Below are 24,373 nucleotides of genomic sequence, written 5' to 3'. Positions count from 1 at the left end.
AACAGTCCACTCCTCAATCGGTTTTATTAAAGAAGAATAAAGCAAGCGTGCCAGGGCCAGTATGGGCACCGATCACGGAACCGACCATATGGATTTCGATTTCCTTCGGGTTATAGGCAGCTTCGATTTCGTCTTTCAATGCCGTTGCGAATTCAAGGTCGTCAGCATGGCTGATGGCCATCACTTGCTGATCCAAATTATTGCCGCGCTCTTTCATCAATTCGATCATGCGCTTGATAACTTTTTTGCGGCCGCGCAATTTTTCGATCGGCACCAGTTTGCCATCTTCAACATGAAGCAAGGGCTTGATATTCAATAAGCCGCCGACAAATGCGCTGCCTTTTGAAATGCGGCCGCCTTTTGCCATATAATCCAGATCCTCTACAGTGAATAGGCTTTGGAGCTGGTCGGCCATGGCCTGGACGGTATGGATGATGCCATCCAGCTCTTCGCCGGCATTGCGCAATTTCACCGCCTCTTTGACCAGGAGGCCATAGCCGAGCGAAGCCGCCTTGGAATCCATGATCGTCAATTTCAAATCGGGATATTCTTCGCGCACTTGGTCCGCCACCATGACGGCTGTCGCATAAGTCCCGGACAATTCAGAAGAAAAAGCAATGTAAGCCCCTTGTTCCCCGTCTTTCGCCAATTGTTCGAATGCTTTCAGCATTTCTTCAGGAGAGGCTTGAGACGTTTTGGGGTGGACGCCTGAGCGGATGGCATCATACACTTTCATGGAATCGATCGACCGGATGTCTTCATACTCCTCGTCCCCAATATGGACGCGCAAAGGGAACAGGATGACCTGTTCCTGCTCAAAAAAATCTTTTGGTAAATCAGATGCGCTATCTGCAAATAATCTCATGGAATTTCCCCCTTTAGAGTTTCAGTTTCAAACGGTCCATCAGCAGTTCGGCGATACCGTCCTCGTTATTGTTCAACGTGATTTCATTGGCAATGTTTTTCAATGGCTCGATAGCATTGCCCATAGCGACGCCGACGCCTGCGAAATCGAGCATTTCCAGGTCGTTGTCTTCATCACCGAATGCAATGATACGATCTTTCGAGATGCCCAATGATTTCGAGACGCGGTCGATGCCGACTGCCTTGTTCATGCCCGAGCGGACGAGTTCGATCACGTGCCAAGGGGCGCCCCAACGGCGATGGTCGATCACTTCCGCATGAACTTCCGACAAGTGGTCGTGGATGGCGTGGACTTTCTCGTAAGGCGCATGGATCAACATGGAAGTCGGGTCGGCCTTCAGGTAATTCCGCAAATCCCCTGTAGTGATGCTCGGGTCCCCAAAGCTGAAAATGTCCATCAGTTTCTCATCGTGGTGGTGGACATAGACGTCATCCAGCACTTCCGCCACAATGTTATGGAAGTCGAAACTATGCATCGACTCTACGACTTCGTGTACGACATCCAAGCCGATCGGCGTGTGGTGCAGCCCCCAGCCATCATCTTTCGGATGATGGACAAAGGCCCCATTGAAGTTGACAATCGGCGTGTTCAAGCCGAGTTCACGGTAATAGATTTCACTTGCGCGGTATGGCCGTCCTGTAGCGATCATGACTTGATGGCCCGCTTCACGGGCTTTGCCCAATATCATTTTGGTTTTAGGTGAAATGACTTTTTGGTCGGTCAATAATGTTCCGTCCAAGTCGAGTACGATCAAATGTTGTTTCATATAAAAATCCGGCTCCCTTCTATCTATCTTCAGTTTAGCGATAATACAGGCTATCCGTCAAAAAAACCTGACGGCGGAGTCTTAATTTGCGGCTATCACGAAAAATTGGTAGGATTTAGGGAGAGGAGTGGAGCAAATGAGAGTAGAAAACGAAGCATGGGGACATATCCCCGTCTTACATATCATCCCCGATGGACACGATGGCGGGCCCTTGCCAACCGTGATTTTTCTGCACGGCCATATGAGTGCTAAAGAACATAATTTGCATTACGCTTGGCAATGGGCGAAAAGAGGGGTTCGGGTCATCCTGCCCGATGCGCTGCTTCATGGGGAACGGGACCAGTCGCTTGATGAGGTTCAGATCAGCCTGCGCTTCTGGGAAATCGTCCTGACCTCGATTGAAGAGCTAGGATTTTTGCAGGATGAATTGCATAAGCGCCAATTGACCAGTGGGGAACCGGCTGTCGGTGGTACCTCGATGGGCGGCATCACAACGCTTGGCGCATTGACTGCGCATCCGTGGATCAAAGCGGCTGCAGTCATGATGGGATCAGGCAATTACGTGGAGCTGGCGAAAGCTCAGATGAGGCAATACGAATCGCGCGGGTTTGATTTGCCGCTCACGGAAGAAGAGCGCGAAAGGATGCTTCAGGCGTTGTCGCGTTTTGATATCAGCTTGAACCGCCAGGCCTTCGGTGGGCGCCCGGTCTTTTTCTGGCACGGCGTGAAAGACCCGACTGTCCCATTCGAACCGACCAACCGGCTTTTCCATGCATTGCAGCAGGATTATGCCGCCTATCCTGAACGTTTGATGTTCCTGAAAGAAACAGAAGCCGCTCACGCGGTCAGCCGGAAAGGGATGCTCTCTGTGACTGGATGGATCGCCGATCGCTTAAACGAATAAGCAAGTCAATTTCATTTCGCATGGATGTTTGATAAGATAAGCAGTAACAGGAAAAGGAGGGATTCCGAATGGATCAAGAAACAAAGGATTATCTATTGGGCGCACTTGAAAATGTCATCGACCCGGAACTGGGTGTTGATATCGTCAATTTGGGTCTTGTATATGATGTGGAATTATCCGAAGATGGTTTCTGCGTAGTCACGATGACACTCACTTCCATGGGGTGCCCAATGGGACCTCAAATCGTCCAGATGGTCAAAACATCCTTATACGAGTTACCGGAAGTCGAAGAAGTCGACGTGAAAATCGTCTGGCAGCCTGTCTGGAGCAAAGACCATATGTCGCGCTATGCCAAAATGGCACTCGGCGTTCGTTAAAAAAAACAGCAAAAAGCTGCAAGGAAGAAATTCCTTGCAGCTTTTTTTAATGAGCATTTCCATTGCAAAAGGAGCGGGGCAATCATATAATCAAATTAGTCAAAGATGGTCAAATTAATCAAGGGAGCGTGATTTGATTGGTTCAATTCCAAAACCCAAACGAAGAACAAAAATCGCCATTGGAACAATTCGGCCGCAATTTGGTTGAACAAGCACAGTCCGGAAAGATGGATCCGGTCATCGGGCGCGATCAGGAAATCCGCAATGTCATCCGGATTCTATCCAGAAAGACAAAGAATAATCCGGTACTGATCGGAGAACCGGGTGTCGGGAAAACCGCAATCGTGGAAGGCTTGGCGCAGCGCATCGTCCGAAACGATGTGCCGGAAGGCTTGAAGGATCGCGTCATATATGAACTCGATATGAGTGCGCTGATTGCAGGCGCAAAATACCGGGGGGAATTCGAGGAACGGCTGAAAAGCGTATTAAAGCAAGTGAAAGACAGCGAAGGGCAGATCATCCTGTTTATCGACGAGATCCATACGATCGTCGGCGCAGGTAAAACGGAAGGCGCGATGGACGCCGGAAATATGCTCAAACCGATGCTTGCGCGCGGAGAGCTGTATTGCATCGGAGCCACCACGCTCGATGAATACCGCATGCACATCGAAAAAGACGCAGCGCTTGAGCGGCGCTTCCAACAAGTGATGGTGCGCGAGCCATCTGTCGAAGATGCGGTATCGATTCTCCGCGGGTTGAAAGAGCGTTTTGAACTCCACCACGGGGTACGCATCCATGACCGGGCGATCGTTGCAGCCGCGACGATGTCTGACCGCTATATCACAGAACGATTCCTTCCGGACAAGGCAATCGACTTGATCGATGAAGCGTGTGCGATGATCCGGACAGAAATCGACTCCATGCCACAGGAACTGGATGAAGTGACGCGGCGTCTCATGCAGCTCGAAATTGAAGAGCAGGCGCTTCGAAAAGAAAAAGACGAAGCGAGCAAAACACGCCTCGCTGCGCTGCGCGAAGAGATTGAAGAGCTGAAGTCTTCTTCTGAAGGCATGCAGCAGCAATGGAACGAAGAAAAGCAATCGCTTCAGAAAATCCAGGCCAAGCGCGAACAATTGGACCAATATCGCCGCCAGCTAGAAGACGCGGAAAACAAATATGATTTGAATACCGCGGCGATGCTGCGCCACGGGAAAATTCCAGAGCTCGAAAAAGAACTGAGCGCGATGGAAGTCGAACTTGCCGGGGATGGCGGGGAGCGTTTGCTTCGAGAAGAAGTGACCGAAGAAGAAATTGCCGGCATCGTCGCTCGCTGGACGGGTATTCCGGTAACGAAATTGGTCGAAGGCGAGCGTGAAAAGCTATTGCGCCTCGGAGATACATTGAAAGAGCGCGTCATCGGCCAAGACAGAGCCGTCGAACTCGTGACAGAAGCGGTATGGCGTGCACGTGCCGGCATCAAAGATGAACAAAAACCGATCGGCTCGTTCATTTTCCTTGGGCCGACCGGTGTTGGGAAAACGGAGCTTGCGAAATCGCTGGCAGCGAACTTATTCGATTCGGAAGACCATTTCATCCGCATCGACATGTCCGAGTATATGGAAAAGCACAGCGTATCACGGCTGGTCGGCGCGCCTCCAGGGTATATCGGCTACGAGGAAGGCGGGCAATTGACAGAAGCGGTCCGCCGCAATCCATATTCCGTCGTCCTGTTGGATGAAATCGAGAAAGCCCATCCGGATGTCGCGAATATCCTGTTGCAGATATTGGACGATGGGCGGATTACGGACAGCCAAGGGCGACTGGTGAACTTCTCGAATACGGTCGTCATCATGACATCGAATATCGGCTCCCAGCACATCGGCGAAAAAAGTGATGATCATGACATGGAAGACATCGTCATGGTGGAGCTGCGCAAGCATTTCCGTCCCGAATTGTTGAACCGCATCGACGATATCGTCATTTTCCATTCATTGTCCAATAAACATTTCTATGGCATCGCCAAGAAAATGATCGGCGAATTGGCCGCTCGCATGAAACAACAGCAAATTTCCTTGGAAGTCGAAGATTCGGTCATCGACTATATCATTGAAGCAGGAACCGATCCTGTCTTCGGGGCGCGTCCGCTAAAACGCTTTATCCAGCGTGAAATCGAGACGCGCATCGCCAAGGAATTGATCAAAGGAGATGTCACTCCAGGGTCTACTTTGAAAGTTTCGATGGATGCCAATAAACAATTGCTAATCACTGTATAAGGAAAAGCCGCATTTCATTGAAATGCGGCTTTCAAAATGCTGAAAAAAATTAATGAGCAGCGTAAGTGACGAAACGACCGAATTCATTTGCGCCGCATCTGCCAGGCAGATGCGGGAGCGACTCTTTTTCTGCGATGCTCGAACTCAGTGAGAATTGAGCACAAGGTTTTCGAAACGGATGAGAATGCTTGGGCGCGAGCCTGCGGTGTCGTGCGATAAGTTTCGAAAAATACGGCTTCTGTTCTTTCTTCTTTAGAAAAGCATTAGATTCACTTTAATAAAAAACGGAAGCCACGTGGGCTTCCGTTTTTTATCGTTATTAATATTCTTTCGCTGCTTCTTTCGGGATGATGGCATCCATCAAGATAACCAATACAGTGACGGCTACTGCCATAAAGATACCCATCATGAAATCAAATGGCACGTTTTGCACGGCACTTACTACATAATTCAACATGGAAATAATAAGGACAGACCAGAAAAGTGTTCCAATATATTGCATCTGTTTTCACCTCTATACATAGAATAACTAGTTTTATCATAGCATAAGGAAGCCTTTTCAGAAAGGAAGTTTCGCGCGTTTCGAAAGTTTTTGTCGGAAATATGGCGGTGACTTGAAATCAGTGAGAAAAGGGCGTATTATTAACACCAGGTACTAATAATTGATGTTAATCGAAATGAGGGATATAGAGATGAACGCTGGAATCATCGGTACCGGCAGATGCCTGCCGGAAGATAAACTGACCAATTTTGATTTGGAGCAGCGCATGGATACTTCGGATGAATGGATCCGGACCATGACCGGAATTGAAGAGCGCCGCATCGCAAACGATGAACAAGATACGTCGGATATGGCACGGGTCGCGGCACAGAAGGCGATTGCAGATGCTGGCATCGATCCAGCAGACATCGGGTTGATCCTGGTGGCGACAGTTACGCCCGACCGCCCGTTTCCATCTGTCGCATGCGATATCCAGCAGCAAATCGGCGCAGTGAATGCAGCCGCCATGGATATCTCTGCGGCGTGTGCAGGCTTCATGTATGGTGTCATTACAGCGAAACAGTTCATCGAATCGGATACCTATCGCTACGTCTTAGTAGTTGGTGTTGAGAAGCTGTCGAAGATCACCAATTGGGAAGACCGCAATACGGCTGTGCTGTTCGGTGATGGAGCCGGAGCTGCCGTCATCGGCAAGGTATCGGAAGGACGCGGGATTCTATCGTTCGAACTCGGGGCGGACGGCTCTGGCGGGAAACATTTGTATCAGAACAAGCATTTGGTGATGAATGGCCGTGAAGTGTTCAAATTCGCGGTACGTCAAATGGGTGAGTCAGCCATCCATGTCATCGAAAAAGCAGGATTGAAAAAAGAGGATGTCGATTTCCTCATCCCGCATCAGGCAAATATCCGGATTATGGAATCTTCCCGGGCACGCCTGGACTTGCCGGTTGAGAAAATGTCGAAAACCATACAAAAATACGGAAACACTTCAGCAGCGTCGATCCCGATTTCCCTAGTGGAAGATCTAGAGGAAGGCCGGATCAAAGACGATGATGTCGTCGTCATGGTCGGCTTCGGGGCGGATTGACTTGGGGCGCAATTGCCATGAAGTGGGGGAAATAATCGGATATGCGAAAGGAAGTAAAAGAAATGGAAAATCGTCGTGTAGTCATTACAGGTATCGGTGCCGTAACACCGCTTGGAAATAGTGCGGAATCTACGTGGGAAGCGGTAAAGGAAGGACGTTCTGGCGTCGGCCCGTTAACGCGCATCGATGCCGATCAGTATCCGGCGAAAGTTGCCGCTGAATTGAAGGCTTTTTCGATCGAAGAGTATATCGAGCGCAAAGAAGCCCGTAAGATGGACCGCTTCACTCATTACGCACTCGCATCATCCATCATGGCGATGAAGGATGCAGCGCTTGAGCTGGATGAAAAGACAGCGCTTCGCACAGGTGTCTGGATCGGCTCGGGGATCGGCGGAATGGAAACGATCGAGAACCAGATGGACGTCTTGAACTCCCGCGGTGTCCGCCGCATCAGCCCATTCTTCGTGCCGATGATCATTCCGGATATGGCGTCTGGGCAGGTATCGATCCATTTCGGCGCGAAAGCGATCAACTCCTGCTCGGTAACGGCTTGTGCATCGGGTACGAACTCGATCGGTGATGCCTTTAAAGTCATCCAGCGCGGCGATGCCGATGTCATGATTTCCGGCGGCGCGGAAGCTCCGATCACCCGCCTGTCTGTTGCCGGATTTACGGCGAATACCGCGTTGACGACAAATGATGATGCATCGACCGCATCGCGCCCGTTCGATAAAAACCGCGATGGCTTCGTTATCGGTGAAGGTGCAGGGATCGTCATCCTGGAAGAATACGAACATGCCAAAGCACGCGGCGCAAAAATCTACGCAGAACTTGTCGGATACGGTTCGACAGGCGATGCCCATCATATTACAGCACCGGCCCCAGGCGGCGAAGGGGCAGCGCGTGCCATGCAGCAAGCCATTGATGACGCAGGCATCGAAAAGACGGATGTCGGCTATATCAATGCCCACGGAACAAGCACCCCGTATAACGATTTGTTCGAGACGATGGCGGTCAAAACCGTATTCGGTGACCATGCTTACAAACTGGGCATGAGTTCGACGAAATCGATGACAGGGCATCTGCTCGGTGCTGCAGGCGGAATCGAAGCCATCTTTACGGCCTTGGCTTTGAAGGAAGGCATCATGCCGCCGACAATCAATTACGAAACACCGGATGAAGAATTGGATCTGGATTATGTCGCGAATGAAGCAAGAACCGCGGACTTCTCGTATGCCATGAGCAATTCACTCGGGTTTGGCGGCCATAACGCTTCGCTCGTATTGAAAAAAATATAAGTCATATTCAAAAGCTCCCGATGCCGGGAGCTTTTTTTATTATACATTTCTTAATATGGTAAAAATATGAAAATAAAGAATAAGCAGCGAAACCCAATGACAGCAAGGGATAGAGGGAAGCAAGGATTATCTATTTTGGTAATCATTGCTTGAAATACAAAAATTATATTGCGTATGTAATACTTTTGTAATATGCTTAAAACTAGTTAGAATTGACAGAAAAAAAAGAATTTTGAGGTGTTTTCATGGCAACAATATACGGATCCATTGGGAATACACCGCTCTTGCGGGTCAAGAACCTACAGACAGGGTTCAAAATAGACGGGGAATATTATAATGCAGTCGAGGGAGTCAGTTTTGACGTGCAGCCTAAGCAAATCGTAGGGGTAGTGGGTGAATCTGGCTGCGGCAAAAGCGTCATGTCATTGTCCGTCATGCAATTGCTGCCGAATGGAATCGGCAAGATCAGGGGCGGTGAGATCGAATTCGAAGGGGAGGATATTTCCAAGTTTTCGGACAAGCAGATGAACAGCATCCGAGGTAAAGATATTTCGATGATTTTCCAGGAACCGATGACTTCGCTCAATCCGGTCTTCACTATCGGCTATCAAATAGAAGAAGTGATCTTGAACCATGAAAAGCTGACGAAAAAAGAAGCCCGGTTGCGCTCCATTGCCCTTTTGAAGCAAGTCGGGATTCCGCGTGCCGAACAAATCGTCACTGAATACCCCACCAATTGTCGGGGGGATGCGCCAGCGGGTCATGATCGCCATGGCCATTGCCTGCCAGCCGAAACTGTTGATTGCCGATGAGCCAACAACTGCATTGGATGTTACGGTACAAGCCCAAATCCTCGAGCTGATGAAAGGGATACAGGAAGCGAACGATATGTCGATCATTCTCATCACACATGATTTAGGCGTTGTGGCAGAAATCTGCGACGAAGTCCTGGTCATGTATGCAGGAAAAATCGTGGAGCGCGCATTTGTTGAAGACTTGTTCGAAAGCCCGAAGCATCCGTACACGGAATTATTGATGAAAGCGATTCCGAAAATGGATGAAGAGGTCGAAGAACTTGCCACAATCGAGGGCTTGGTGCCATCTGTCGTCAATATGCCGCAAGTCGGATGCCGTTTCGCGAACCGCTGCCCGAAGGCAATGGCAGAATGTTTGACGGTAACGCCAAAACTTGCGGAAGTAGCCGATCGGCATGAAGCTGCATGTCTATTATATGAAGAAAGTTGGCCTACGGACGGAAAAAGAGAACGAGAAGGAGCCGCCGCATTATGACCACTAGAGATTTCATCCAAGAGCGCATCGATTACTTAGATAAACGGGAAAACCTCCTTGAAATTCGCAACTTGAAAAAATACTATCCGGTGACCGGTGGGTTCTTCAAGCGGACCATCGGCAATGTCAAGGCAGTCGACGATGTGTCGTTCGCCATAAGAAAAGGCGAAACGCTTGGTTTGGTCGGCGAATCGGGCTGCGGCAAATCAACTGCGGGGCGGACCATTTTGAGGTTGATGAAACCGACAGGAGGCGAGATCCTCTTTGAAGGGAAAGACATCACCCGATTATCGGGATCCAAATTGCAAAAGGCGCGGCGTGACTTTCAAATGGTATTCCAGGATCCATATGCATCACTGAATCCGACGCAGATGGTCGGCGATATCATTGCCGAACCGATCCTGAATTATGAAAAGCGCAATAAAAAAGAGTTGGAACAGGAAATTAAAACACTCCTGGAACGAGTTGGCTTGCCTGAAGAGGCTTATTATAAATACGCCCATGAATTTTCCGGCGGCCAAAGACAGCGCATCGGCATCGCCCGTGCATTGGCACTTCATCCTAAGCTGATTGTTGCGGATGAACCGGTATCCGCACTCGATGTGTCCGTGCAATCGCAGGTATTGAACTTGTTGAAAGAACTGCAAATCGAATTCGATCTGACTTATCTCTTCATTGCACACGACCTAAGTGTCGTAAAGCATATGAGTGATCGAATCGGCGTGATGTATTTGGGCAACCTCGTAGAGCTTGCTTCAAATAAAGATTTATACAAAGAACCGCTTCACCCTTACACGCAAGCGCTCATTTCCGCGATTCCGGAACCGAATCCGGCAAAGCGGAAAGAGCGGATTGTCTTGAAAGGGGATGTGCCAAGCCCACAAAACCCGCCTACCGGCTGCCCGTTCCATACGCGCTGCCCGGTGGCGATGGAAATCTGCTCACAAGAGAAACCAGTGTTGGCAGAAGTAAGGCCAGGCCATCAAGTCGCGTGCCATTTGTATTGATCAAAAAACTTTTTAGGGGGAAAAGAGATGAAGAAAAAATCCTTGCTCTGGCTCTTCGCGCTTGTGCTGATCCTGTCTGCGTTCCTTGCGGCATGCGGCGGCAGCGATGATGCATCCAATGAGTCAGGCTCAGAAGGCGAAGGTTCTGAAGGTGCAGCAGAAGGCGAACCGCAAAAAGGCGGAACGCTCGTGTACGGCCTTGATGCTCCACCGGAAGGCTTGTTCTCTTCCGCATTTTACGGCATCGCCACTGATTTCGAAGTCATCGAGCTATTCGATGAAGCATTGATCAGCTATAACGAAAACCTGGAGCCGGAACCGAACGTCGCTTCTTGGGAAACTGAGGACAATAAAGTCTTCAACTTCACATTCGAAGAAGGCGTGAAATGGCATAACGGCGAAGAGTTGACTGTCAACGACTGGGTATTTGCCCTTGAAACAATTGCAGATCCTGATTACGACGGCCCCCGCTACGCAAACGTGCAGACAATCGAAGGCGCTGAAGCATACCGCAGCGGCGACGCCGATTCCATTTCAGGGATCGAAGTGGTCAGCGATTATGAAATCAACATCACTTTCGACGAAGCACGCGTCAATAACCTGACTAACCTATGGGCATACCCGCTACCTGAATCTGTTCTCGGCGATGTACCGGTTGCCGAAATGTCAGCATCGGAATGGGTGCGTTCAACTCCAATCGGAATCGGTCCGTTCAAAGTCGACAAAATCGTTCCTGGCGAGTCAGTTGAATTCTCGAAATTCGATGAGTACTGGAACGGGGATGTCAACTTGGACAAAATCGTCCTGCGTGTTATCGATAACTCGTCTGTTGTCGGTGCCTTGCAGAACAATGACATCGACATGATCTCCCTTCAACCGGTATCCGGGCCTGAAGTAGAGCCGCTTGAAAATGTTGAAATCGTTACCTACCCTGGATTGACTTATTATTATGTAGGATTCAAGCTCGGTAAATTCGATAACGAATCTCAAACGATTACAGAAGAACTACCGAAATACCAAAGCAAAGAGCTTCGCCAGGCGATGATGTATGCACTAAACCGCCAAGAGTGGGTGGATGCATTCTTCTTCGGCTATGCGGATGTTGTCAACAAGCCAGTACCGTCTTCTCACTGGAACTCAGCAGATGACAGCGAATTGATTCAATATGAATACGATCCTGAAAAATCGAAGCAAATGCTCGATGAGGCAGGATACGTCGATACGAACGATGACGGATTCCGTGAAGATCCGAATGGCGACGAGTTTGTCGTGAAATTCTCTCACTATGCAACAGGCAACCCGACTTTCGAATCCCGTGCACAAGCAATTGCCCAGTATTTCGAAGCAGTCGGACTGCGTTCTGAAGTGGAAATGGTTGAAGTCAACCTTTACTACGATATGGTCGAAAAAGATGATGCTTCCATTGAAACATTCTTCGGCGGCTGGGGTACAGGCACTGACCCGGATCCATCCGGGCTATGGAAAGCAGACCAGCTTTGGAACTACCCGCGCTACAACAATCCAGAAGCGGATCAATTGCTAGACGACGCACTTGATATCGAAATCGTCGGCACTGACCAGGAAAAACGCAAAGAATTGTATGTAGAATGGCAGAAGATCGTCAACGAAGACCTTCCAATGCTTTACATCGCGGAACTAGAGGAAATCAAGGCGTTGAACAAGCGTGTCGGTGGAGTTGAATATGACGTATCCGGTCAAAACAGCCCTGCTGAATGGTTCGTAACCGAATAAAATCAGCAACAAACCTTCAACGATGGGCGAACCCGCCCATCGTTGTATCTTTATATGGAGCTCTTATGCACGGTAAGGGCTGTTTTTAAAAAGCAATCCTTACCGTGCACGAGAGCACAGCTGAGATCCTAACAGACAAGGAGAGTACCTATGCTTAAATATTCGATTAGACGATTGCTTGGAATGATCCCGATGCTGATCCTGATATCCATCGTGGTCTTCGGCCTCGCCAAACTGATGCCGGGCGATTCACTCAGCGGGGAAATCGACCCGCTCAACACCAACCCGGAATACATAGCGGAAATGCGCGAAAAGCTCGGCTATAATGACCCGTTGCCGGTCCAGTATTTTAACTGGATCACCGGATTCGTCCAAGGGGATTTCGGGAAATCGACCCGTTTCAAGATTCCGGTCTTCGACTTGATCATGGAAAAAGTGCCGAATACTTTATTATTGGGCGTCACAGCTCTTGTCATCACCTACATCATGGCGTTCATCATGGGCATGTATTCAGGAAGGCGGCCCTATACTTTAGGGGATAACGCCATTGCGGGGTTCAACTACGTCATGCTGGCGATTCCATCTTTTGTCGCCGCGGTTTTCGCGATCTATATCTTTGCATTCCAGCTGAACTGGTTTCCCTTTGCAGGGTCCGTCGACATATTGGCCGAGCAGGGGAGTCTGGAATATTATGTAAGCCGAATGCATCACGTCTTATTGCCGGCGATTGTCCTCGGGGCGATGAGCACAGCAAGCTATACGCAGTTTTTGCGCAATGACATCATCGAGAACTCCCGAAAGGATTTTGTCCGGACAGCGCGCGCTAAGGGGACACCGATGAAAAAAATCTATAATGTCCACATCCTGCGCAATTCGATCATACCTTTGGTTACATTCTTAGGATTCGATTTTGCCGCATTGATCGGTGGAGCCATCATCACGGAAACGATTTTCACTTACCCGGGCATCGGCCAGCTGTTTTTGGAATCCGTGACGAGCCGTGATTACCCGACCTTGATGGCCTTGACGATGCTTTTATCATTCCTTACATTATTCGGTAATTTATTGGCAGACATTCTATATGGCGTCGTGGATCCACGAATTCGCCTGGATTGAGGAGGAAGCAGTAAAATGGCGTCATCAACTACCGTTACCCAACAAAAGAAGCCGGAAAGAAGCTTGTCTCCCTGGCAAATTGCAAGAAGAAAGTTCGTGCGCAACAAACTGGCGATGATCAGTTCTTTTTTCATCGTACTCGTTACTTTGATGTCGCTATCGGCACCTTTCATAGCGCCGGTATTGTCACCGCTCCCGGATATTTCAAAAGTGAACATCGGGGCAATGAATATCGAGCCGAACGGCGAGCATCTTCTCGGCACGGATAAAAGCGGGCGCGATGTCTTGACGCGCTTATTCTATGGGGGCCGAATTTCACTATTGGTCGGTTTCAGCGCAACGCTCATCGTCATCACTTTAGGCACCATAGTAGGGGCGCTTGCCGGGTTTTTCGGAGGCTTTATCGACAGTATCCTGATGCGCTTCACGGATTTTGTGCTGAATTTCCCGTTCCTTGTTTTCGTCATCGTTTTGAACACGATCCTTTACGGCATTGTGGACGGATTATGGGTGTTGATCATGGTCATCGGCGCTCTCAGCTGGGGTGGTGTTGCCCGCCTGGTGCGCAGCAAAGTGTTGGCGGAGAAAGAGAACGAGTATATCCTGGCCGCTTTATCAATCGGCTGTTCTCCGTTCAAGGTCATTACGAAACACCTATTGCCGAATGTCATCTCGACCATCATCGTTCAAGGGACCTTGATTTTTGCGACGATGATCGTTATCGAATCCGCACTTAGCTATTTAGGCTTTGGCGTGCCGCAAGCGACACCTAGCTGGGGCAATATGCTGTCATCCGCAAACGAACCTGACGTCTTGCAAGGCAAGCCATGGATTTGGATGCCTCCAGCCATCATCATTACTTTAACGATTTTGTCTATTAACTTTATCGGAGAAGGATTGAAGGATGCATTGAATCCAAAATCATTGCGTTAATTATGACAGAACAAAAAAGGATGGACGCGTGGCTTGCAGCGCGTCCATCCTTTTTTATATTCATTTGTTAACGTTTGCGCTTGCGGCCAAGACCCATCGCGTTCTCCATTTTTTTCAATGTTTTATTCGCGATGAAATTGGCTTTTTCTGCGCCTTCGTCAAGGATCGTGTCTAGTTCCTCAGAGTCGAGCAGCTTATAGTAGCGCTCCTGGATCGGTGCCAAATGCTCAGTGATGGCCTTCGCTACGCCTGCTTTGAAATCGCCATAACCGCCGCCTTCGTATTTAGCGACGAGTTCATCGATGGAGGCACCGGTCAAGGCGGCTTCGATTGACAATAGATTGGATACGCCAGGCTTGTTTTCGGGATCGTATTTAACGATTCCTTCCGAGTCGGTGACGGCGCTCTTCACTTTCTTTTCGATCGTCTTCAAGTCATCGAGCAAAGTGATGATCGCTTTTTTGTTGGAATCCGATTTGCTCATCTTTTTTGTCGGATCCTGAAGGGACATGACGCGCGCGCCGTGTTTCGGAATCCGGATATCCGGAATCGTGAAGATGTCATTGTATTTTCTGTTGAAACGCTCCGCCAAATCGCGCGTCAATTCGATATGCTGTTTCTGGTCATCACCGACAGGGACAATATCCGTTTGATACAAAAGAATGTCAGCAGCCATTAATGGTGGGTAGGTCAAGAGGCCGGCAGAAATGGAAGACGCCTTGGCTGATTTATCTTTAAATTGTGTCATGCGCTCGAGTTCCCCGATGGTCGAGACGCATTGCAGCATCCAGCCAGCCTGGGCGTGCGCTGGAACTTCCGATTGAATGAACAATGTCACTTTTTCGGGATCGATGCCCACAGCTAGGTAAAGGGCAGCGAGCGATTTAATATTCTTCCTTAATTCGAGCCGGTCTTGCGGCATGGTGATGGCATGTTGGTCGACGATACAGAAGATGCAGTCGTATTCTTCCTGCAGCTCCGTAAACTGCTTGAATGCCCCGATGTAATTGCCGAGTGTGACCGTGCCGGTCGGCTGTACGCCTGAAAAGATTTTCTTCAATGTAATTCCTCCCCAAAATGGATAAACTAAAAGTGGATATAAAAAAGCACATCTCCGTCCCTGGAACTAAAGGGACGAATGATGTGCGGTTCCGCGGTACCACCCTGATTGCCGCATGGCGGCCTCTTATCTCCATAACGCGGAGAACACGAAAACGGCTACTTGTTTCACCGTTCTAGCTCGAAAGTCCATTCAATGCAATCTTCTGCCTGTTCACACCACCCACAAGCTCTCTTATATAGAAGAAACTGCATCTACTACTCTTTGTCAACGCCCATTTTGTATTGAATTTATTATAATACAAAAGAGATTGGCGCTGCAATATGCAATTCTACGATTGGTAAATCGCCAAGGAAATGCCCATGGCCACCAAGGTAGCCCCGCCCACGATCAACAGTGGGGAACTCGAGAAGGCCAGCACTTCCGAAGGCAGGCGCATTTCGTCATCATCGAGTGTGGATTTGCTTTTGAAGAATTTGCGCATGCTCATTGTGAAGACATCGAACACCCCAGTACGGATCACGAATACCCAGGCTCCGAAAAATACAAGGATCCCCCGTAAATAAAGGAGTTATTGATGTATGACAGCAATGAAAACGGTTCGCTGCGCACAAGCATCGTCAAGACGATAAGCAATTGCACAGCGGCGATTCCGATGATTATTTTTTTCATTTTGGCACCCCTATTCGTTCTTATTGTAGAAGAAGTAACAAAAAAAATCAAAAAATTATTCGGAAACGACTGAGGAAGAAAACGCTTACATGACGCGCTTTTCAGCCTATTGGTGATATTATGAACAGCATGATTAATGGAGGAAGTGTAAAATATTCCAAAAAAAACGCTGTACATCAAAAAATATTTATGTATAATTAATCATGTACCAATTTTTCAGAAAATTTAAGGGGGCAAAATCAGTGAAAAACAGCAAGATTTTATGGCTACTTGGCCTGGTTTTGGTACTTAGTGCTTTCCTAGCTGCTTGCGGCGGCGGGGATGACACTGATACTGGGACAGAAAACACAGACACAGAAAGTACAGAAGGCGCAGAAGGCAACGGCGGCGAACCTGACTCTGTACAAGAACTAAACTTGGTCGAAGGAGCAGAAATCCCGTCAATGGATTCTTCGATTGCTGAGGATGCTGTTGCATTCAATATCCTTAACAATGTAAACGAAGGATTGTTCCGCTTGAACCAAGAAAACGTCGCTGAACCTGCACTTGCTGAAGGCGAGCCTGAGATCAGTGAAGACGGCTTAACGTATACGTTCAAACTACGTGATGCTAACTGGTCGGACGGTACACCGATCACAGCTAACGATTTCGTCTATGCTTGGCAGCGCGCGATTGACCCAGCTACTGGTTCACCATACGGACCATACATGATGGCTGGAACAATCAAAAACGCTAAAGAAGTTTCTGAAGGTGATATGGAAGTCTCTGAACTAGGAATCAAAGCTGAAGACGACAAGACTCTTGTCGTAGAACTTGAGCGCCCGACTCCTTACTTCATGTCATTGATGGCTTTCGGTACATTCTACCCATTGAACGAAGAATTCGTAACTGAGCAAGGCGATAACTACGCTTCAAACTCCGATACGATTCTATACAACGGCCCGTTCACCCTTACAAACTGGGATGGCACTGGCTTGACTTGGACAATGGAGAAAAACCCAGAATACTGGGATGCTGAAACTGTTCAACTTGAAAAAATTAACGTGGACGTAGTTAAAGAAACATCAACTGCAGTAAACCTTTACCAATCAGGTGAAAAAGACCGTGTCGGCCTTTCTGGTGAATTCGCAATGCAATATGCTGAAGACCCAGAAGTTGTGAAAGAACTTGAACCAACTTTGTTCTACTTGAAATTCAACCAAGAACGTAACGGCGAAGAAACTCCACTTGCTAACGAAAACATCCGTAAAGCGATTGCTACTGGCTTCAACAAGCAAGACCTTGTAGATGTAGTTCTAGCGAACGGATCTCTTCCAGCTAACTACCTAGTACCAACTGATTTCACTTTCAACGAAGCGGGCGAAGACTTCCGTGACATCAACGGAGACATGCTTCCATTCAACGCTGAAGAAGCAAAAACTTACTGGGAAAAAGGCCTAGAGGAAATCGGCGAAACAGAAGTAACTCTTGAACTTCTTGGCGGCGACTCTGAGCTTGCTGGTAAAATGGATGCTTACTTGAAAGAACAGCTTGAAACGAATCTTGAAGGCTTGACAGTTAACTTGAAAGCTGTACCATTCGGCGTACGCCTTGAGCTTGATGAAGCACAAGACTACGATATCCAGAACTCTGGATGGGGCCCTGACTTCCAGGATCCAATGACATTCATCGACCTATTCGTAACTGGCGCTTCTCACAACTTGATGTCTTACTCTAACGAAGAGTTCGATAACTTGGTAGAGCAAGCTAAAGGCGAATTGGCACAGGATGCTGAAGGACGCTGGGAAGCAATGGCACAAGCTGAAAAAATCTTGATCGAAGAAGACGCTGCTATCGCACCGATCTATCAGCGCGGTATCATGTCCCTTCAAAAGCCATATGTTAACAACATCGTTAAACACCCATTCGGTGGAGATTACAGCTACAAATGGGCTTACATTTCTGGTAAGGAATAAGAATTCCCAACTGAATGTACTTTAGGAAAACATAATAGAAAGAGAGTATATCGAGGGATTGATATACTCTCTTTTCTACTGTGGATAAATTCACCGAAAATTAACGGTATTCTGTTTAATCAGAAAGATACAAGCATCTTTTCATGCTTGATACAATAGAGTGATTTTATTTTGGAGGTGCACCATGGCACGCTATATTGGAAAAAGATTAATTTATATGTTCATCACCTTAGCGCTTATTGCCACGTTTACATTTTTCTTGATGAAAATATTACCAGGTTCCCCAATTGCTTCCGCAGATAAGCTATCTCCTGAACAACGGGCAGTCGTAGAGGCACGGTACGGACTGGACCAACCCCTTCCTGTTCAATATTTCGATTATATGTTTGGTTTGCTTAAAGGTGATTTGGGTATTTCGATTAACCAATTCAAAGGCGCAAACGTAACGGATGTTATTTTAAGCCGCATGGGGCCGTCAGCCCAGATCGGATTCCAGGGGATGCTCCTCGGGACTGTTCTAGGAATCCTGTTCGGGATGGTCGCGGCACTCAGGCAAAATACATGGGTGGATTATGGAAGCACGATTGTCGCAATCATCGGTATCTCCATTCCATCGTTTGTTTTTGCATCCATGCTACAATATTGGCTCGGTTTAAAATGGGACCTGTTCCCAGTGGCGCTGTGGAAAGATGGATTCATGTCCAGCGTATTGCCGTCAATCGCATTGGCAATGTTCCCACTGGCAACGGCTGCGCGGTTTATCCGCACAGAAATGATCGAAGTTCTTAGCTCGGATTATATTACATTAGCAAAAGCTAAAGGGGCCAGCGGTTCTGAAATCGCTTTCAAACATGCATTCCGTAATGCATTGATTCCATTGATCACTGTACTTGGGCCGATGGCAGTCAGCATTTTGACAGGCTCTCTCGTAGTCGAACAGATTTTCGCGATTCCTGGAATCGGTGAGCAGTTCGTAAAATCAATCATGGTCAATGACTTCTCGATCATCATGGGTACGACTATTTTCTTCTCCGTGTTCTTGATCGTGGTCATCTTGGTTGTCGATATCTTGTATGGCGTCATCGATCCTCGTATTCGTCTTTCAGGAGGTAAGAGTTAATGACACAGAATTATGAAAAGCTTCCTCAAGATGCTTTTACGCGCATCCCTAGAGATACACAAGAGGCAGAGAAAATTTCCAAACCGAGCGTCAGTTTTTGGCAGGATGCCTGGCGCAGCCTGAAGAAAAACAGAGGCGCGATCATCAGTTTGATCCTGTTCGCCTTGATTGTCCTCATGTCATTCATCGGGCCGATGATCAGCCCTTATGAACCGAATGACCAAACGATTACACACGCTAACCTGCCGCCGAAAATGCCGATTATCGAGAACTTGGGCATTATGGATGGGGTAGGTACCCTTGGCGGTCGTGAAGTCGATATGTACGAAATGAAGAACGTCGAACAGAACTACTGGTTCGGGACAGATGGCCTTGGCCGTGATATGTTCTCGCGTGTTTGGAAAGGAACGCAAGTATCCTTGTTCATCGCATTTGTTGCAGCAGCGATCGATATGTTGATCGGCGTAATCTACGGCGGGATTTCCGGTTATTTCGGGGGCCGTGTGGATGATGTCATGCAGCGTATCGTCGAAATCTTGACAGGTATTCCGAACTTGGTTGTCGTTATCCTCTTCATCCTCATCATGGATCCCGGGATACTCGCAATCATCATCGCCTTGACGATAACGGGCTGGACCGGCATGTCGCGGGTAGTGCGCGGCCAGGTGCTTAAATACAAGAGCCAGGAATTTGTCCTTGCAGCCCGCACACTCGGTGCAAGTGACAGCCGCATCATCTGGAAGCACTTGATGCCGAACGTCCTTGGTGTCATCATCATCAACACGATGTTCACGATTCCAGGCGCGATTTTCTTCGAAGCATTCCTGAGCTTTATCGGGCTCGGGCTCCAGGCTCCGGATGCGTCTCTTGGGACGTTGATCAATGATGGGTATAAACTGATCCAGTATCAGCCGCATATCCTATTGTTCCCGGCTCTAGTGTTGAGTTTAATCATGATTGCATTTAACCTAATTGGTGACGGCTTGCGTGATGCGCTAGATCCGAAGATGAAAGATTAAGGAGGAAAGCCTTAGATGGAAAAGATACTTCAAGTAAAAGACCTCGAACTTTCCTTCCACACATTTGGTGGCGAAGTAAAGGCAATCCGAGGCGTTAACTTCGATTTATATAAAGGTGAGACATTGGCGATCGTAGGGGAATCCGGTTCGGGTAAGTCCGTTACCACGAAATCGATCATGCGGTTATTGCCGGAAGCAACATCAGAATTCAAAAACGGTGAAATTCTTTTCGGTGGGCGTGATTTGACGAAGTTGAGCGACAAGGAGATGCAGAAGATCCGCGGAAAAGACATCTCGATGATTTTCCAGGATCCAATGACTTCGCTTAACCCGACGATGCCGATCGGCCGCCAAATTACGGAGCCGATTCTGAAACACCAAAAAATCGGCAAAGATGAAGCGAAAAAAGTGGCAATCGATTTGCTTCGCCTGGTCGGTATGCCTAAACCTGAACTGCGCATGAAACAATACCCTCACCAATTTTCAGGCGGGCAGCGACAGCGGATCGTTATTGCGATCGCTCTAGCGTGCAACCCACAGATCTTGATCGCCGATGAGCCGACAACCGCTCTCGATGTGACGATCCAAGCGCAAATCCTTGAATTGATGAAGGACTTGCAGAAAAAAATCGATACTTCAATCATTTTCATCACCCACGACCTTGGGGTAGTGGCAAACGTGGCAGACCGTGTGGCAGTCATGTACGGCGGGAAAATAGTGGAAATCGGAACAGTCGATGAAATCTTCTATAACCCGCAGCATCCATATACATGGGGGCTGCTCAGTTCCATGCCTTCGATGGACGCGGAAGACGCGAAACTATATGCAATTCCTGGCACGCCGCCGGATCTTCTCGATCCGCCGAAAGGCGACGCATTCGCGCTGCGCAGCGAATACGCCATGAAGATCGATATGGAACAGCCGCCTCCGTTCTTCAAAGTCAGCGATACGCACATGGCAGCTACGTGGCTTCTTCATCCCGATGCGCCAGCAGTCGAACCGCCTGAAATGGTCATTGAACGGATGAAAAAGTTCCCTGGAAGCCGTTATTATGAAGGGAGCGCGAACTGATGGCTGAAAAATTGGTTGAAATCAAGAACCTCAAACAGCATTTCAATGTCGGCAAAGCAAACGAAGTGAAAGCTGTCGATGGCATATCTTTTGATATTTATAAAGGAGAAACGCTGGGCCTTGTCGGCGAGTCAGGTTGCGGCAAGTCCACAACCGGCCGTTCGATCATCCGCTTGTATGATGCGACAGATGGCCAAGTCCTTTATGAAGGGGAAAGTGTACACGGCAAGAAGAACAAAAAAGACCTGAAGAAATTCAACCGCAAGATGCAGATGATCTTCCAGGATCCTTATGCGTCTTTGAACCAACGGATGAAAGTCATGGATATCATCGCGGAAGGCATCGATATCCACGGCTTGGCAAAAGACGCCAATGACCGTAAAAGAATGGTATACGAGCTATTGGAAACAGTCGGCTTGAACAAAGAACACGCGAACCGTTACCCGCACGAATTTTCGGGCGGACAGCGCCAACGTTTGGGGATTGCGCGTGCTTTGGCCGTAGACCCTGACTTCATCATTGCAGATGAACCAATCTCCGCACTCGATGTCTCCATTCAAGCCCAGGTCGTCAACTTGCTAAAGGAACTGCAAGAAGAAAAAGGTTTGACCTATTTGTTCATCGCCCACGATTTGTCGATGGTCAAATATATTTCGGACCGCATCGGGGTTATGTACTTCGGCAAGTTGGTCGAATTGGCGCCAGCGGATGAATTGTATGAGAACCCGATGCATCCATACACGCAATCATTGCTTTCGGCCATTCCGCTTCCGGATCCGAATTATGAACGCAACCGCACGCGGAAAGCATACGATCCGGCAGTCCATAACTATACGGATGCGGACGACGTGAAAATGCGTGAAGTATCTCCGAACCATTTTGTAAACTGTTCAGAGAAAGAATTCAGAGAACTGCAAGAACGCATGGCAGCAAAGAAATAAAACCTGAAGGCACGCCTCATTTATGGAGGCGTGTTTTTTTGTACCACTGGGACTTCCGGCGCGAGGCAGCACGAGGCAAATATACACCCCGGCACTTCTGAATTTACGAAATCATCCTTCCAAAAGTTCATAAAAATGGTAAACTGAAGAAAAGTAGGAAAGGTGTGTGAATCTGTGTGAAATCCTTTAAATGGCTTGCTGTTTCCCTGATTCTATTGGGAAGCGGGAGCGCGGTGCAGGCAGCTGAAACCGCTACAGAAGACTTTTCGACCCGTACATATGAAGTAGCGAGTATCGACTCGGGATTGCTCGGGACATCTGAACGTTTCCGATTCGATTCAGGCTTGGAGTTCGACTATCCTGATGCGGTCCGGGGGATATACGTCACAGGAAACTCAGCGGGGGGAGAGCGTTTTCCGTCGCTTGTCGAGCTTGTAGGAACCACAGATTTAAATGCGATGGTTATTGATGTGAAGGAAGATATGGGGCATTTGACGTATACGCCCGAAAAAGGATCGCCATTGGCTGGCAAAGGCATCGGGACTTCATTGATCCAAGATCCCCGTGCGATGCTTGAGCTTATGGAACAGGAACAGATTTACCCGATTGCCCGCGTGGTCGTCTTCAAGGATACGGAGCTAGCCGAGCGGCGCCCTGAACTGTCCTTCACCGCGAATGGCGAGGTATGGAAAAACCGCCGCGAAGAAGCGTTCGTCAATCCATTCATGCAGGAAGTTTGGGATTATAATGTGGAAGTGGCGATAGAAGCTGCTAAGATGGGCTTCAAAGAAATCCAATTCGACTATGTGCGTTTCCCCGAAGGATTCGAGCGTTACGGTGAGCAACTGGACTATTCGATGGGGGAGTATGCAGATTCCAAGCTAGACCCGGTACAGCGCCGCGTTGAAGCTGTGACGGATTTTGTCGCCTATGCGAGGGAAAAGCTCGAACCTTATGACGTAGAAGTGTCGGTGGATATCTTCGGTTACGCCGCGACACTGCCGGAAGCACCGGGTATCGGGCAGAACTTCTCGAAGATTTCCGAGAATGTCGATGTCATCTCCTCGATGATTTACCCAAGCCATTGGACCTCATATTTTGGGATCGCGAAGCCGGATCTGGAACCGTATAAATTGGTGGCCGAATACGCAAAGGTGGAAAATGAAGTGCTTTCCAAGCTTGAGGAAGCGCCTGTCTCGCGCCCTTGGCTGCAGGACTTCACCGCCAGCTATCTGGGAGCCGGAAACTATAAACGTTATGGCAAAGCAGAAGTGGAAGCGCAGATCCGCGCCTTGAACGAACAAGGGATCGATGAATTCCTTCTATGGAATGCAGGAAATAGCTATTCGCAAGGAGTCGACTATACACCCGAATAACCGAAAAGCCTCTGCCGGCTTGAAACCTGGCAGAGGTTTTTGGCCATTGCCAGGGAGATTAAATGGATGCCAAAGTTGAAACCTTTTATGTGTTGATACGTACTATATAATAGAAGCTTTATTTTCAAAAAAACATTGTAAATGAGAATAAAATTTCCTTATTGAAGTTTAATTGATAAAAGAAGCGGGTAAATTTCTAATGTATAAGTTTTACAAAATCTCTGGAAATGTAGCGGGACTGTGACAGAATCAATGTTTTTTTAAAATTCTCGCTGTCAGCTATATATTACTGAAGTCTAATGTTGTATAATGATTGTAGAGCTTCTAAACGATAGTGATTCTAATTTAAGAATGAATTCCTTTAACACCCATGAATCCGAAAGGAAGTGCTCCATTATGATGGTTACTTTATTCACTTCTCCAAGCTGTACGTCCTGCCGTAAGGCGAAAGCGTGGCTGGAAGAACATGATATTCCATATACAGAACGTAATATCTTCTCCGAACCTTTGACAATCAGTGAAATCAAGGAAATTCTACGTATGACAGAGGACGGAACAGATGAAATCATTTCGACTCGTTCGAAGATCTTCCAAAAACTGAATGTAGACGTAGAGAGCTTGCCGTTGCAGCGCCTCTATGAATTGATCCAGGAACATCCGGGCCTATTGAGACGCCCGATCATCATGGACGAAAAACGCCTGCAAGTCGGTTATAACGAAGATGAGATTCGCCGATTCCTGCCACGCAAAGTGCGCGCATATCAATTGCTGGAAGCTCAGCGCATGGTCAACTGAGAATAAGGAGAAAAAGCTGTCCGGTCTTTATGGTTTTTCATAAGGAATCATGGGGCGGCTTTTCTTTATCTTGCTCGTATATCGTCTGCTTCATATTTATGGCACGGAAATCACGGCTTGATTAGTTGCAAAAG

General features: G+C 48.1%; 21 protein-coding genes, 2 pseudogenes and 1 other annotated feature. Of the genes and pseudogenes, 17 read left to right on the top strand and 6 right to left on the bottom strand.

The window, feature by feature from the left end; translation table 11 throughout:
• Nucleotides 1-13: 13 nt before the first annotated feature.
• Nucleotides 14-865 (bottom strand): DegV family protein, encoded by an 852-nt coding sequence (locus tag BBI15_RS10875; RefSeq protein ID WP_068869580.1) that lies wholly within the window; start codon nt 863-865, stop codon nt 14-16.
• 13 nt (nt 866-878) lie between these two features.
• Nucleotides 879-1,691 carry a Cof-type HAD-IIB family hydrolase gene (locus tag BBI15_RS10870; protein WP_068869579.1) on the bottom strand — a complete coding sequence of 271 codons (813 nt, stop codon included), beginning with the start codon at nt 1,689-1,691 and terminating at the stop codon, nt 879-881.
• A 136-nt stretch (nt 1,692-1,827) separates the two neighbouring features.
• Between BBI15_RS10870 and BBI15_RS10865 the strand changes: the two genes are divergently transcribed.
• The 3 genes from BBI15_RS10865 (at nt 1,828) to BBI15_RS10855 (ending at nt 5,245) form a co-directional block, all read left to right on the top strand.
• A complete protein-coding gene (locus BBI15_RS10865) occupies nt 1,828-2,595 on the top strand; it encodes an alpha/beta fold hydrolase (protein WP_068869578.1) in 768 nt (255 codons plus the stop codon).
• Nucleotides 2,596-2,663: 68 nt separating this feature from the next.
• Nucleotides 2,664-2,972 carry a metal-sulfur cluster assembly factor gene (locus tag BBI15_RS10860; RefSeq protein WP_058383381.1) on the top strand — a complete coding sequence of 103 codons (309 nt, stop codon included), beginning with the start codon at nt 2,664-2,666 and terminating at the stop codon, nt 2,970-2,972.
• 137 nt (nt 2,973-3,109) lie between these two features.
• A complete protein-coding gene (locus BBI15_RS10855; RefSeq protein ID WP_084632832.1) occupies nt 3,110-5,245 on the top strand; it encodes an ATP-dependent Clp protease ATP-binding subunit in 2,136 nt (711 codons plus the stop codon).
• Nucleotides 5,246-5,564: 319 nt separating this feature from the next.
• On the opposite strand, the gene BBI15_RS10850 is transcribed toward BBI15_RS10855, so the two are convergent.
• Entirely contained in the window at nt 5,565-5,747 is a 183-nt protein-coding gene (locus BBI15_RS10850; RefSeq protein WP_068869577.1) for a YjzD family protein, read from the bottom strand.
• Between the two features lie 190 nt (nt 5,748-5,937).
• Between BBI15_RS10850 and BBI15_RS10845 the strand changes: the two are divergent.
• The 7 genes and pseudogenes from BBI15_RS10845 (at nt 5,938) to opp4C (ending at nt 14,230) form a co-directional block, all read left to right on the top strand.
• Nucleotides 5,938-6,869: pseudogene (locus BBI15_RS10845) on the top strand (beta-ketoacyl-ACP synthase III).
• Between the two features lie 27 nt (nt 6,870-6,896).
• Complete coding sequence (fabF, locus tag BBI15_RS10840) at nt 6,897-8,132, top strand: beta-ketoacyl-ACP synthase II (RefSeq protein WP_068869576.1); 1,236 nt, start codon at nt 6,897-6,899, stop codon at nt 8,130-8,132.
• 245 nt (nt 8,133-8,377) lie between these two features.
• Nucleotides 8,378-9,422: pseudogene (locus BBI15_RS10835) on the top strand (ABC transporter ATP-binding protein).
• Nucleotides 9,419-10,429 (top strand): ABC transporter ATP-binding protein, encoded by a 1,011-nt coding sequence (locus tag BBI15_RS10830; RefSeq protein ID WP_068869575.1) that lies wholly within the window; start codon nt 9,419-9,421, stop codon nt 10,427-10,429. The pseudogene BBI15_RS10835 and the gene BBI15_RS10830 overlap by 4 nt, the downstream one beginning before the upstream one ends.
• Nucleotides 10,430-10,456: 27 nt before the next feature.
• Nucleotides 10,457-12,181 carry an oligopeptide ABC transporter substrate-binding protein gene (gene opp4A, locus BBI15_RS10825; protein WP_068869574.1) on the top strand — a complete coding sequence of 575 codons (1,725 nt, stop codon included), beginning with the start codon at nt 10,457-10,459 and terminating at the stop codon, nt 12,179-12,181.
• Nucleotides 12,182-12,331: 150 nt separating this feature from the next.
• Nucleotides 12,332-13,297, top strand: coding sequence for an oligopeptide ABC transporter permease (gene opp4B / locus BBI15_RS10820; RefSeq protein WP_068869573.1), 966 nt, complete (start codon nt 12,332-12,334; stop codon nt 13,295-13,297).
• A gap of 15 nt (nt 13,298-13,312) precedes the next feature.
• On the top strand, nt 13,313-14,230 hold the full coding sequence (gene opp4C / locus BBI15_RS10815; RefSeq protein WP_068869572.1) for an oligopeptide ABC transporter permease: 918 nt from the start codon (nt 13,313-13,315) through the stop codon (nt 14,228-14,230).
• A 67-nt stretch (nt 14,231-14,297) separates the two neighbouring features.
• Here the strand turns inward: opp4C and trpS are convergent, their stop codons facing one another.
• From trpS to BBI15_RS16650, 3 genes are all read right to left on the bottom strand, one after another.
• Nucleotides 14,298-15,290 (bottom strand): tryptophan--tRNA ligase, encoded by a 993-nt coding sequence (trpS, locus tag BBI15_RS10810; RefSeq protein ID WP_068869571.1) that lies wholly within the window; start codon nt 15,288-15,290, stop codon nt 14,298-14,300.
• 67 nt (nt 15,291-15,357) lie between these two features.
• Nucleotides 15,358-15,570 (bottom strand) — a binding site (T-box leader).
• A gap of 51 nt (nt 15,571-15,621) precedes the next feature.
• Nucleotides 15,622-15,813: a hypothetical protein gene (locus BBI15_RS16655; RefSeq protein ID WP_237150861.1), complete on the bottom strand. Its 192-nt coding sequence runs from the start codon at nt 15,811-15,813 to the stop codon at nt 15,622-15,624.
• Entirely contained in the window at nt 15,810-15,962 is a 153-nt protein-coding gene (locus BBI15_RS16650) for a hypothetical protein (protein ID WP_237150860.1), read from the bottom strand. The genes BBI15_RS16655 and BBI15_RS16650 overlap by 4 nt, the downstream gene beginning before the upstream one ends.
• Nucleotides 15,963-16,204: 242 nt before the next feature.
• On the opposite strand from BBI15_RS16650, the gene BBI15_RS10800 reads away from it, so the two are divergent.
• The 7 genes from BBI15_RS10800 to spxA all read left to right on the top strand — a co-directional run bounded on the left by BBI15_RS10800 (nt 16,205) and on the right by spxA (nt 24,239).
• On the top strand, nt 16,205-17,917 hold the full coding sequence (locus BBI15_RS10800) for a peptide ABC transporter substrate-binding protein (protein ID WP_068869570.1): 1,713 nt from the start codon (nt 16,205-16,207) through the stop codon (nt 17,915-17,917).
• Between the two features lie 184 nt (nt 17,918-18,101).
• On the top strand, nt 18,102-19,037 hold the full coding sequence (gene opp3b / locus BBI15_RS10795) for an oligopeptide ABC transporter permease (protein ID WP_068869569.1): 936 nt from the start codon (nt 18,102-18,104) through the stop codon (nt 19,035-19,037).
• Nucleotides 19,037-20,056, top strand: coding sequence for an oligopeptide ABC transporter permease (gene opp3C / locus BBI15_RS10790; protein WP_068869568.1), 1,020 nt, complete (start codon nt 19,037-19,039; stop codon nt 20,054-20,056). Before opp3b ends, opp3C begins: the two co-directional genes overlap by 1 nt.
• 15 nt (nt 20,057-20,071) lie before the next feature.
• Nucleotides 20,072-21,127: an ABC transporter ATP-binding protein gene (locus tag BBI15_RS10785; RefSeq protein ID WP_068869567.1), complete on the top strand. Its 1,056-nt coding sequence runs from the start codon at nt 20,072-20,074 to the stop codon at nt 21,125-21,127.
• Complete coding sequence (locus tag BBI15_RS10780; protein ID WP_068869566.1) at nt 21,127-22,068, top strand: ABC transporter ATP-binding protein; 942 nt, start codon at nt 21,127-21,129, stop codon at nt 22,066-22,068. Before BBI15_RS10785 ends, BBI15_RS10780 begins: the two co-directional genes overlap by 1 nt.
• A 176-nt stretch (nt 22,069-22,244) precedes the next feature.
• Entirely contained in the window at nt 22,245-23,444 is a 1,200-nt protein-coding gene (locus tag BBI15_RS10775; protein WP_237150859.1) for a putative glycoside hydrolase, read from the top strand.
• Between the two features lie 399 nt (nt 23,445-23,843).
• Nucleotides 23,844-24,239, top strand: coding sequence for a transcriptional regulator SpxA (gene spxA, locus BBI15_RS10770; protein WP_008429739.1), 396 nt, complete (start codon nt 23,844-23,846; stop codon nt 24,237-24,239).
• Nucleotides 24,240-24,373: the final 134 nt, after the last annotated feature.

Origin of the sequence: Planococcus plakortidis (assembly GCF_001687605.2) — a bacterium.
Taxonomy (GTDB): Bacteria; Bacillota; Bacilli; order Bacillales_A; family Planococcaceae; genus Planococcus; species Planococcus plakortidis.
This window is presented reverse-complemented; position numbering and strand designations above follow the sequence as displayed.

Coding starts and splice junctions, on each gene's coding strand:
- opp3b (WP_068869569.1), top strand. CDS start 18,102: ATGGCACGCTATATTGGAAAAAGATTAATTTATATGTTCATCACCTTA.
- BBI15_RS10860 (WP_058383381.1), top strand. CDS start 2,664: ATGGATCAAGAAACAAAGGATTATCTATTGGGCGCACTTGAAAATGTC.
- BBI15_RS10785 (WP_068869567.1), top strand. CDS start 20,072: ATGGAAAAGATACTTCAAGTAAAAGACCTCGAACTTTCCTTCCACACA.
- BBI15_RS10850 (WP_068869577.1), bottom strand. CDS start 5,747: ATGCAATATATTGGAACACTTTTCTGGTCTGTCCTTATTATTTCCATG.
- opp4C (WP_068869572.1), top strand. CDS start 13,313: ATGGCGTCATCAACTACCGTTACCCAACAAAAGAAGCCGGAAAGAAGC.
- BBI15_RS10865 (WP_068869578.1), top strand. CDS start 1,828: ATGAGAGTAGAAAACGAAGCATGGGGACATATCCCCGTCTTACATATC.
- BBI15_RS10870 (WP_068869579.1), bottom strand. CDS start 1,691: ATGAAACAACATTTGATCGTACTCGACTTGGACGGAACATTATTGACC.
- opp4A (WP_068869574.1), top strand. CDS start 10,457: ATGAAGAAAAAATCCTTGCTCTGGCTCTTCGCGCTTGTGCTGATCCTG.
- BBI15_RS10780 (WP_068869566.1), top strand. CDS start 21,127: ATGGCTGAAAAATTGGTTGAAATCAAGAACCTCAAACAGCATTTCAAT.
- BBI15_RS16650 (WP_237150860.1), bottom strand. CDS start 15,962: ATGAAAAAAATAATCATCGGAATCGCCGCTGTGCAATTGCTTATCGTC.
- fabF (WP_068869576.1), top strand. CDS start 6,897: ATGGAAAATCGTCGTGTAGTCATTACAGGTATCGGTGCCGTAACACCG.
- BBI15_RS10875 (WP_068869580.1), bottom strand. CDS start 865: ATGAGATTATTTGCAGATAGCGCATCTGATTTACCAAAAGATTTTTTT.
- BBI15_RS10830 (WP_068869575.1), top strand. CDS start 9,419: ATGACCACTAGAGATTTCATCCAAGAGCGCATCGATTACTTAGATAAA.
- opp3C (WP_068869568.1), top strand. CDS start 19,037: ATGACACAGAATTATGAAAAGCTTCCTCAAGATGCTTTTACGCGCATC.
- opp4B (WP_068869573.1), top strand. CDS start 12,332: ATGCTTAAATATTCGATTAGACGATTGCTTGGAATGATCCCGATGCTG.
- spxA (WP_008429739.1), top strand. CDS start 23,844: ATGGTTACTTTATTCACTTCTCCAAGCTGTACGTCCTGCCGTAAGGCG.